7 protein-coding genes and 1 pseudogene are annotated in these 10,269 nt (G+C 72.4%); 3 read left to right on the top strand and 5 right to left on the bottom strand.

The genetic code is table 11. From position 1 onward, the window contains the following. From QMX80_RS16515 to mgtE, 3 genes are all read right to left on the bottom strand, one after another. Positions 1–739 (bottom strand): CoA-binding protein (locus QMX80_RS16515; protein WP_282278244.1); only part of this gene is annotated, 739 nt, incomplete at its 3' end. Positions 740–843: 104 nt separating this feature from the next. Then, positions 844–1,215, bottom strand: coding sequence for a helix-turn-helix transcriptional regulator (locus QMX80_RS16510; RefSeq protein ID WP_273081454.1), 372 nt, complete (start codon positions 1,213–1,215; stop codon positions 844–846). A gap of 98 nt (positions 1,216–1,313) precedes the next feature. After that, entirely contained in the window at positions 1,314–2,684 is a 1,371-nt protein-coding gene (gene mgtE, locus QMX80_RS16505) for a magnesium transporter (protein WP_055767116.1), read from the bottom strand. Between the two features lie 331 nt (positions 2,685–3,015). On the opposite strand from mgtE, the gene QMX80_RS16500 reads away from it, so the two are divergent. Beyond that, the gene (locus QMX80_RS16500; RefSeq protein WP_055767119.1) at positions 3,016–4,830 is read left to right on the top strand and encodes a monovalent cation:proton antiporter-2 (CPA2) family protein; all 1,815 of its coding nucleotides are present in this window, start codon (positions 3,016–3,018) and stop codon (positions 4,828–4,830) included. Positions 4,831–5,032: 202 nt separating this feature from the next. On the opposite strand, the gene QMX80_RS16495 is transcribed toward QMX80_RS16500, so the two are convergent. After that, positions 5,033–8,356: an ankyrin repeat domain-containing protein gene (locus QMX80_RS16495; RefSeq protein ID WP_282278241.1), complete on the bottom strand. Its 3,324-nt coding sequence runs from the start codon at positions 8,354–8,356 to the stop codon at positions 5,033–5,035. Next, positions 8,349–8,624, bottom strand: coding sequence for a YcgL domain-containing protein (locus QMX80_RS16490; RefSeq protein WP_055767125.1), 276 nt, complete (start codon positions 8,622–8,624; stop codon positions 8,349–8,351). Before QMX80_RS16490 ends, QMX80_RS16495 begins: the two co-directional genes overlap by 8 nt. Before the next feature lie 235 nt (positions 8,625–8,859). Between QMX80_RS16490 and QMX80_RS16485 the strand changes: the two genes are divergently transcribed. Further along, positions 8,860–10,059: a beta-ketoacyl-[acyl-carrier-protein] synthase family protein gene (locus QMX80_RS16485; RefSeq protein WP_282278245.1), complete on the top strand. Its 1,200-nt coding sequence runs from the start codon at positions 8,860–8,862 to the stop codon at positions 10,057–10,059. A 5-nt stretch (positions 10,060–10,064) separates the two neighbouring features. After that, positions 10,065–10,269: pseudogene (locus QMX80_RS16480) on the top strand (hypothetical protein); the annotation flags it as partial.

The raw sequence follows: 10,269 nt of genomic DNA, 5'->3' as shown, positions 1-10,269 counted from the left end.
TTAAAACGCCACCCCCCCCGTACTTCCCCCCCACCCGGGGGGGGGCGCGGGCGCCCGCCCCCGCGGCGGACATGAACTTGCGCGCGTCGCTGATCTGGTCGACGTAGAGCAGGATCGCGCGGGTACGGTAGTCGGCGGCGAAGTAGTCGAGCAGGTCGCCGAAATCCACGTCCAGCGCGTCGCCCAGCGAGACCACCGCGGAGAAGCCGATCGAGCGCGCCACGCCCCACTCCACCAGCGCGGCCGCTATCGCGCTGGATTCGGAGATCAGCGCCAGGTCGCCGGCCTGCGGCGTGTGCGCGGCGATGGACGCGTTGAGCCGCGCGTGCGGCGCGATCACGCCCAGGCAGTGCGGGCCGAGGATGCGCATGCCCTTCGGCCGCGCCGCCGCTTCCACCTGCGCGGCGAGCGAGCCGGCACCGCGGCCGAGTCCGGCGGTGAGGATGATCGCTGCGGCCACGCCCAGCTCGGCGGCGGCGGCCACCACCTGCGGCACCATCGGCGCCGGCGTGGTGACCACCACCAGATCCGGCACCCACGGCAGGTCCTTGAGCCGCTTGACCGTGCGCATGCCGTCGATTTCGGCATGGCGCGGGTTGACCCAGCCGATCTGCCCGGCGAAGCCGCCCGCGCGCAGGTTGCGTACCACCGCGCGCCCGGCCGAGCGTTCGCGCGGGCTGCCGCCGACCACGGCCACGGAACGGGGACGGAACACGGTCTGCAGGTGATAGGTGCTCATCGCGACGCCGACAACGGGAACGCGATCAAAGGTACACGCGTGCGGGGGGCGATGGCATGAGCTGGATCAAACGGGCATCGCCGTGCGGCGACCCGCGGCGGCAGTCACTTCCGGAGCGAATGGCCCAGTACGCCGGTGGAGACCAGCAGGATCGCGCAGTAATCGACGATCCGCGGCACGCCCAGCATGGTGCCGACGGCAAACACCAGCACTCCGGCCAGGATCGGCAGCATCCATGGACTCCAGCGGAACGCGGCGACCGGACCGGATGCGGCCTCCAGGATCGCGCCGACATCGGTATCCAGCGCAGCCGCCAGACAGACCCGGGTCTCGCGCGAGGCGACGCCCTCGGTTTCCACCCGCTGCACGGTCCGCAGGCTCAGGCCGGCGGCGGCCGCCAGCTGCTCCTGCGACCAGTGCCTGGCCTCGCGCAGGCGACGGACGATCGACGGGTCCAGCTTCATGCCCTGCTCCATGTGATGGCTCCTGCGTAGGGAGCCACTACTGTAGGCAATGCCGCCGATCGTGCCACGCCAGGCCTGCGACAACCGCCCGCCACCGGACCGCCAGCGCGCTACAGCAGCGTGCCGCCCAGGATCATCGCGGCGATGCTGAAGTAGATGACCAGGCCGGTCACGTCCACCAGGGTCGCCACGAACGGCGCCGATGCGCTGGCCGGGTCGAAGCCCAGGCGCTTGAGCACGAACGGCAGCATCGACCCGGACAGCGAGCCGAAGGTGACGATGCCCACCAGTGCCGCGCCGATGGTGAATGCCAGCAGCTTCCAGTGCTCGCCGTAGTCGTGCAGGCCGGCCAGCTGCCAGACGGTGATGCGCACGATGGCCAGCAGGCCGAGGATGCCGCCCAGCACCACGCCGGTGGGCACCTCGCGCAGGGCCACCTTCCACCAGTCGCGCAGGCGCAGCTCGTGCAGCGCCAGCGAACGGATCAGCAGCGAGGTCGCCTGCGAGCCGGAGTTGCCGCCCGAACTCATGATCAGCGGGATGAACAGGGTCAGCACCACCGCGCGCGCCAGCTCGTCCTCGTAGTGCTGCATGGCGCTGGCGGTGAGCATCTCGCCGAGGAACAGCACGCTCAGCCAGCCGGCGCGCTTCCTGATCATGTCGAAGAAGCCGATCTGCATGTATGGCCGGTCCAGCGCCTCGACGCCGCCGAACTTGTGCACGTCCTCGGTAGACTCGTCGATCAGCGCATCGAGGATGTCGTCCACGGTGACGATGCCGAGCATGTGCTGCCGCGCGTCCACCACCGGGATCGCCAGCAGGTCGTGGCGGCGGATCAGCTGCGCCACCTCTTCCTGGTCCAGCTGCGGGCCGACGCTGACCGGCGGATTGACCTGGGCCACGTCGAGGATGGAATCGGACGGCGCGCCGGTGATCAGCCGGCGCATGGTCACCACCTGCAGCAGCTGCCGGGTCTGCGGGTCGAGCACGTAGATCGCGTAGACCGTCTCGCGGGTGCGCTCGACCTCGCGGATGTGCTGCAGGGTCTGGGCGACGGTCCAGTCGGCCGGAACGCTGACGAACTCGGTGGTCATCAGCGCGCCGGCGGTGTTGGGCGGGTAGCTGAGCAGCAGCTGGATCGAGCGGCGCGCCTCCGGGTCGAGCAGCGGGATCAGCCGTGCGCGCTCGTCCTCGTCCAGCTCGTGGACGATGTCGGTGGCGCGGTCGTCGGCCATCAGCCCGAGCAGCGCGGCGGCGCGGGCCGGCGGCATCGCCGCGACCAGTTCGCCGGCGCGCTGCAGTTCCGGTGCTTCCAGCAGCTTGACCGCGCGCGGCAACGGCAGCGCAGCCAGAACGGCGCCGGCATCGGCCTGTTCGAGTTGATTGAGGTAGACCACCGCGTCGGCGGTGTTGAACTCCGCCAGGGGCGCGCCAAGGGTGCTGGCGTCCGCTGCCGGCCGCAGGAGTTGCTTCTGGTTCATCGTGTTTCGCCTTGCCGACCCGGTCGGCTGCTGGGTTGCGACCGCAACGCCGGCACCGGCGAACCACCCACTCAGGCGTTCGCCGTCACCGGCGTCGAACGAGATCGACTGCTACTGTCGCTGGGCATGGGTGGGACTCCGAAGGGATCGCCGCGCGGCATGGACCGGCGGCTGCGCGAGTCTGCGACCGTCGCGCGGTGCGGTCAAGCGGCGTTCCGTGAAATTTTCCAAGCCGGCAGGTGCGCGGTACTCTTCCGTGCAGGCATGCGCCTGCGCCCGATCCGGCCGCCACGCTGCCGTTCCCCCTCACTTTTCTTAGAGCGTGATACCGATGCATGGCGGCGGTCTGGAGCTGGCCCTGGTGCTGCTGCTTGCGGCGGTGATCGCCGTGCCCGTGTTCAAGCGGTTCGGGCTGGGCGCGGTGCTGGGCTATCTCGCCGCCGGCGTGGCGCTGGGCCCGCACGTGCTGGCCTTCGTGCAGGATGCCGACCGCATCCTCAACGCCGCCGAGATCGGCGTGGTGATGCTGCTGTTCCTGATCGGCCTGGAACTGTCGCCGGCACGGCTGATGGTGATGCGGCGCCCGGTATTCGGCGGCGGCACGCTGCAGGTGCTGACCGCCGCCGGCGTGCTCGGCGGGCTGTTGCTGCTGTACCACTTCCAGTGGAAGAGCGCGCTGGTGATCGGCACCGCGCTGGCGCTGTCCTCCACCGCGATCGGCCTGCAGCTGCTGTCCGAGCACAAGGCGCTCAACAGCGACTTCGGCCGCTTCGGCTTCGCCATCCTGCTGTTCCAGGACCTGGTCGCGATCCCGTTGCTGGCGGCGATCCCGCTGCTGGGCGGCATCCGCAACGAGACCCTCACCTGGCAGAACGTGGCCACCGCGGTGGGCGCGCTGGCCGTGGTGATCCTGCTCGGCCGGCCGGTGCTGCGTTACCTGTTCGGCATGGTCGCGCGCACGCGCATGCCGGAAGTGTTCACCGCCAGCGCGCTGCTGGTGGTGCTGGGCACCGCCTGGCTGATGCAGAAGGCCGGCCTGAGCCCCAGCCTGGGCGCGTTTCTGGCCGGCGTGCTGCTGGCCGACTCGGAGTTCCGCCACGAGATCGAGTCGCAGATCGAACCGTTCAAGGGGCTGCTGCTGGGGCTGTTCTTCATCGCGGTAGGCATGAGCATCGACCTGGCGCGCATCGCCGCCGAGCCGACGGTGATCGCCATCGGCGTCGGTGTGCTGCTTGCGGTCAAGTTCGGCCTGCTGGTGCTGATCGGCCTGGCCGCGCGGATGCCGCTGCGCAGCGCGCTGATGCTGGGCAGCGTGCTGTGGCTGGGCGGCGAGTTCGCCTTCGTGGTGTTCAACGAGGCCGAGCGCGCCAGCCTGCTGGGCCGCATCGATCACGACCGGCTGGTCGCCATCGTCAGCCTGTCGATGGCGTTGACCCCGCTGCTGATGATCGGCCTCAAGCACCTGCTCGGGACGCATGCGCCGAGCGCTGGCCCGGAGCGCGCGCCGGACAATCTGAACGATGCGCAGGCCCAGCATCCGCAGGTACTGATCGCCGGCATGGGCCGCTTCGGCCAGATCGTCGCGCGCCTGCTCACCGCGCAGCGCATCCCGTTCGTGGCGCTGGAAGCCGATCCGGACACGGTGGAAGACCTGCGCCGCTTCGGCAACCACCTCTACTACGGCGACCCGACCCGGCCGGACCTGCTGCGCGCGGCCGGCGGCGACCAGATCCGCGTGTTCGTGATGGCCATGGACGACCCGGACACCAACCTGCGCGCGGTGCGGCTGGTACGCCGGCTGTACCCGCAGGCAAGGGTGCTGGCGCGCGCGCGCAACCGCCAGCACGCCTGGAAACTGATGGACATGTCGGCCGAACCGTTCCGCGAAGTGTTCGGCTCCAGCCTGGAAATCAGCGAGCGCGTGCTCACCGCGCTGGGCATCGCCGAGCACACGGCACGCGAGCACGTGCGCCGTTTCCGCGAGCACGACGAGAAACTGCTCAAGGCCCAGCACCTGGTCTACGACGACGAGGCCGCGGTGATGCAGACCTCGCGCGACGCCCGCACCGACCTGATGCACCTGTTCGAAGCCGACGCCGGCGACGGCGAGGTCGCAGCGGAAAGGCCGGCATCGGGCGGCGAATAGCCCGCCTCCCGGCGCCCTGCGGGAGCCGCTACCGCCGCGAAGAAGCTTTACCGGGAACGCGCCATCGCGGCTGAAGCCGCTCCTGCGCGAGCAGCGCGTCCGGCTGCCGTGCGGTGCTGTCGAAATATGCCGACGCCGGGATCATCCGCCCGCGGCCATTGCCGCGTTCCCTCGCAGCAGCAAGGACGCGGGTGCGGCGCAGTCAGCCGCGATCGCGCAGGAACCGCGCCATCGACGAAACGCCCGGCACCGCCGGCTCGAATTCGCCGGCCACGTCGATGAAACCGCGCATGACCGCGATCTCGCGCGGACTGCGGCCCAGCGCATCGCGCAGGTCGGGGTCGGCGCCGGCACGCAGCAGGCGCTGCACCAGCAGCGGCAGGCCGTGCAGGGCGGCCAGGTGCAGCGGGCCGAAACCGCGCGGATCGCGCACGTCCAGCGCCACGTCCTCGTCGAGCAGGCGCTCGACCGCGGCCAGCACCACCTGTTCGTCGCAGGCGGTGCCCGGTTCGGCGCGCGCACCCAGCAGCAGCAGCAGCGGGGTGACCGTGCCGGCCGAGGGCTGGTCCGGTTCGGCACCGGCAAGCAGCAGGGTGTCCAGCAGCGCCAGCAGGCGCGACCGGTCACGCGCAGTGAAGCCATAGAGCGCGGCGCAGTGCAGCGGTGCCAGCTGCTGGTCGTCACCGGCGTGCACGTCGGCGCCGGCGGTCAGCAGCTTGGCGACGATGTCCGGCAGGCCCAGCGCGGCGGCCAGCATCAGCACGGTGACCCCGCCGGGCAGGCGGTGGTCGATGCGCGCTCCGGCATCGAGCAGGGCGGTGACGATGGCGGCCTGGCGCATGCTCACCGCCGCCGACAGCGGCGTAGCGCCGCTGGCGGCCGCGTGCTGCGGGTCGGCGCCGCGCGCCAGCAACAGGTCCACCGTGGCGACGTGGCCGCCGCCTGCCGCGCGCAGCAGGCCGGTGCAGCCCTGCGCATCGACCGCATCCACCGGCAGCCCCAGTTCGACCAGGCGGCGCACCGCGTCGGCATCGCCGGCCATCGCCGCGGCCGGCACGTCGGCTTCGCGCAGCGCGCGCAGCGGCAGCGGCCAGCCGCGCCAGTCCAGCCAGTCGGCCAGGTCGCGGCGGCCGCTGGACAGGGCCACGCCGAGCGGCGTCTGCCCGTCGGCGGCGCGCGCGTCCGGCGAGGCGCCCTGCATCACCAGCAGCTTCAGCGAGGCCTCGCGCGCGAGCGCGGTGGCCAGGTGCAGCGCGGTCATGCCGTGGCTGTCGCGCGCCTCGCGGTCGACACCATGCGCCAGCAGCCAGTGCTGCACCTTCAACCAGCCCAGGCGCACCGCCAGCGCCAGCGGCGGATCGCCGGCCGGCGATGCGCCGAACGGATCGGCGCCGCGTTCGAGCAGTTCCAGCGCGAATTGTTCGGTGCCGCGCGAGCCCTGGTCGTGCTGCACGCAGGCGGCCAGCAGGCGCCCCAGCCCGCCGCGGCCGGCCGGCGACACGCCATGCCGCAGCAGCACCTGCAGGGTCGGGATGGCGTCCACGCCGCGCGCCAGCAGCGCGAACATCGGCGTATCGCCGCAGGCGTCCGCCACCTCGGCGTCGGCGCCCTGCGCCAGCAGCCAGTCCACCACGCGCGGCTGCAGCGCCAGTTCCACGTCGTGCAGCAGGCCGCCCAGTTCCGGCGCCGCGCACAGGCGCGCCAGCGGCGCCATGCCCTCGGTGTTGCCGAAGGCCAGCGCCTCGCGCAGCAGCGCCAGCGGCGCGCGGTCGTCGAGCTGCGCCGGCGTGGCGGCGCCATCGCCGGCTTCGCCGCCGGCGAGCGCGTCGCTGACCGCTGCCGGCAGCGGATAAGCCGGGTCCAGCAGCGAAACGATACTCCAGCGCCCGGCCGAGGCCGCGTGGTCGATGGCGCGGCGGCCATCGGCGGCGGCGACGTCGGCGGCGATGCCCAGGTCCAGCAGGCGCCGCACCAGCGCCGCGGTCACGTTGTCCGCGCGGCAGGCCAGCAGCACCGCGTTGCAGCCCTCGCCATCGACCGCGGCGACGTCGGGCTTGTGCGCGAGCAGGCGTTCGAGCACGCCGGCATGGCCCTGCGCGGCCGCATCCAGCCACGGCGTGCGGCCGGCGGCGTCGCGCGGTTCGACATTGGCGCCGGCGGCAAGCAGGGCATCGACGATGTCGCCATGGCCAGCCGCGGCGGCTTCGTGCAGCGCGCTGCGGCGGCTACGGTCGCGCGCGTCCAGCCGCGCCCGGTGCTTGAGCAGCAGCTGCACGCCGGCCGGATCATCGTCCTCGGTGGCGGCGGCGGGAATGAGCACCGGTACGCCATCGGCCGGTTCGACCTTGGCACCGCGTTCGAGCAGGAATTTGGCCAGCCGCCAGTTGCCGGCCTGGCAGGCCACCGCCAGCGGACTGTGGCCTTCCTGGTTGAGCGCGTCGATCGCGGCGGCCGCATCGCGCAGCAGCGCGGCCACGCCGGGGTCGGAACTGCGCGCGGCGTGGTGCAGCGGGGTGTTGCCGTCGGCATCGGTGGCGCGCGGATCGGCGCCGTTGGCCAGCAGGGTCATCACCGCCTCGGGGCGGCCGTGCCAGCTGTCGCGGGTCGCCGCCAGCAGCGGGGTCATGCCGCGATGGGCCAGGTTCACGTCCACGCCGCGGCCGATCAGGGCGCGCAGCAGGCGCAGGTCGGGCAGCACCGCGGCCAGTACCGCCAGGCTGCGCTGGTCGCGCGAATCGGCCGGCGGCGGCGCATGCGGATCGGCGCCGGCGTCGAGCAGCTGCAGCGCGCGGTCGACGCGACCGGCGCGGGCGGCCTCGTACAGCTGCGGCACCCATTCGTGCTGCGCCATCGGCTCCAGCGGCGCCGGTTCGGCCAGGGCCTCGGCGAACGGGTCGAAGACCTGCACCGCCGCTGCCGGCACCGCCTGCGCCGCAGGCAACGCCTGCAGCACTGCATGCAGCAGCGGCGAAAGCAGCGCAGTGATGACAGCCAGCGGCCAGCGCAGGCCGTCGCCGACCAGGCCCGGCCAGGCCGGGGCAACCACCGCCGCGCACAGCAGGCACAACAGCAGCGCCGCGCCGACGCCGTGCCAGGAATCCATCGCGCGGCCGGACAGCGCCTGCGCTTGCGCGCGCAGCGTGCCGCCCTCGCGTTCCAGCGCCCGCCACAGCGGCCAGGTGCGCCACAGCGCCGCCACCACGATGCTCACCGCCACGCACAGCGCCAGCACCGCCTGCAGGCTGCCGCTGTCGTGCAGTGCGGCCAGCGGCCAGGACACCAGCAATGCCAGCAGCAGGGTGCCGCCGGCCCACACCGCGAGCAGGCCCGGCAGATCCTGCCGCGGCAGCGCCGACAGCGGTGCGACCGCGCGCGTGCGCCGCCACCACGACACGCCCAGCGCGAACGCCGGCTGCGCCAGCAGGCCGCCGACCGCGGCCGCGATGCCGCCGAACCCGGCAACGAGCGCGAGCAGCGCGCCGACCGCCAGCGCGCCGAGTGCACGGGTACGCAGGACGTCAGTCATCGCGGCCGTCGATGCGGGCGATCTTCACCGGCGCCAGGGGCTGCGGCGGCAGCTGCAGATGGAAACCGTGCGCGGCCAGGTTGGCGCGCACGAGCGCGGCATCGGCCTGCGCCAGCCGCCGTTCCGGGGTCAGTGCGACCTCCAGCACGAACGCGAAAGGCGCCAGGGCGGCGCCGAGCGTGGCCGGGATCGCGTCGAAGTCGTCGCGCTTGGCAAGGTAGACGTAGGTGTCCTGCTTGCGTTGGCTTTTGTAAACGTAGGCTTGCATGCCCGCGGGCTTTGCCCTGCTTGGGAATGCAGGAGATTGTGTCGGAAACCTGACGCCGGTGAAAGGCATTGCCCTACAGAGCTGTCGGCTTCTTCGCCGAAGCTTCATTCATTTTCATCAAGAAACGCGCACGCCGTCACTCCCGGGCGGATACCGTGCGGCAGACGGCACCCCGATATACTCGCGCCCCGTCCAAGCCCCGGAAGACCGCGTGACCGCCGCATCGCCACCGCGCCTGCTCCCGCTGAACATCCTCGCGCACAGCGCTACCACCGCGCTGGGCGCGGGACTGGACGCGCAGCGCCAGGCGCTGGCGCAGGGCCGCAGCGGCCTGCGCCGCAACGATTTCGGCGCCGATCCGCTGGACTGCTGGATCGGCCGCGTCGATGGCGTGGAGGATGTGGCGCTGCCGCCGGCGCTGGCCGGTTTCGCCTGCCGCAACAACGCGCTGGCGTGGCTGGCGCTGCAGCAGGACGGCCTGCTCGACGCACTGGCCGGCGTCGTCGCCCGCCATGGCGCCCACCGCGTGGCGGTGGTGATGGGCACCTCCACCTCCGCCATCGGCGCCACCGAAGAGGCCTATGCGCGCCTGTCCACCGATGCCGCAGGCGTGGCGCATTTCCCGCCGGACCTGCAGCGCCCGCGCATCCATACCCCGCACGCGCTGGGCGATTTCGTGCAGGCCACCACCGGCCTGTGCGGCCCCTGCGTGACCGTGGCCACTGCCTGTTCCTCCAGCGCCAAGGTGTTCGCGCAGGCCGCGCGGCTGATCCACGCCGGCTTCGCCGACGCCGCCCTGGTCGGTGGCGTCGACACGCTGTGTGGCAGCGTGCTGTTCGGCTTCCACTCGCTGCAGCTGGTCGCCAGCGCGCCCTGCCAGCCGTTCGACGCCCGCCGCAGCGGGCTGTCGCTGGGCGAGGCAGGTGGCTACGCGGTGCTGGAACGCGCCGGCGCCGGCCCGCAGACCGCACTGCAGTTGTGCGGCCATGGCGAATCCAGCGACGCCCACCACATGTCGGCACCGCATCCGCAGGGGCTGGGCGCGCGCCTGGCGATGGAACAGGCACTGCGCAGCGCCGGGCTGGAGCCGGCGCAGCTGGGTTATCTCAACCTGCACGGCACCTCGACCCCGGCCAACGACAGCATCGAGGCCGCCGCGGTGGCCGCGCTGTTCCCGCCGTCCCTGCACGCCAGTTCGACCAAGGGCTGGACCGGGCACACCCTGGGCGCGGCCGGCATCGTCGAATCGGTATTCGCGCTGCTGGCCTTGTCCGACGGGCTGTTGCCGGGCACGCTCAACAGCGAAGTCCCCGATCCGGCCTGCGGTCCGCAGATCCGGTTCGACAACGCGCGGGCGGACATCGGCCACGCGATGAACAACTCCTTCGGCTTCGGCGGCAACAACTGCTCGCTGGTATTCGGCAAGGCGGAATGAAGCACATGCGCGAAGCGATCGTCGAAGGCATCGGTTTCTGGGGCAGCGGACTGCCGGACTGGGATGCCGCCTGCGCCTGGGCGCGCGCGGGCATTTGCCCCGCGGAGGCAGCGGCGCGGCCGGCGCCCACGCTGCTGGCCGCGAACGAGCGCCGCCGCGCGCCGGCCACGGTGGCGGTGGCACTGGAAGCCGCGCTGGCCGCCTGCGAGG

This window comes from Stenotrophomonas sp. PS02297, assembly GCF_029959705.1.
Taxonomy (GTDB): Bacteria; Pseudomonadota; Gammaproteobacteria; order Xanthomonadales; family Xanthomonadaceae; genus Stenotrophomonas; species Stenotrophomonas nitritireducens.
This window is presented reverse-complemented; position numbering and strand designations above follow the sequence as displayed.

Coding starts and splice junctions, on each gene's coding strand:
- QMX80_RS16495 (WP_282278241.1), bottom strand. CDS start 8,356: ATGACTGACGTCCTGCGTACCCGTGCACTCGGCGCGCTGGCGGTCGGC.
- QMX80_RS16490 (WP_055767125.1), bottom strand. CDS start 8,624: ATGCAAGCCTACGTTTACAAAAGCCAACGCAAGCAGGACACCTACGTC.
- mgtE (WP_055767116.1), bottom strand. CDS start 2,684: ATGAACCAGAAGCAACTCCTGCGGCCGGCAGCGGACGCCAGCACCCTT.
- QMX80_RS16500 (WP_055767119.1), top strand. CDS start 3,016: ATGCATGGCGGCGGTCTGGAGCTGGCCCTGGTGCTGCTGCTTGCGGCG.
- QMX80_RS16510 (WP_273081454.1), bottom strand. CDS start 1,215: ATGGAGCAGGGCATGAAGCTGGACCCGTCGATCGTCCGTCGCCTGCGC.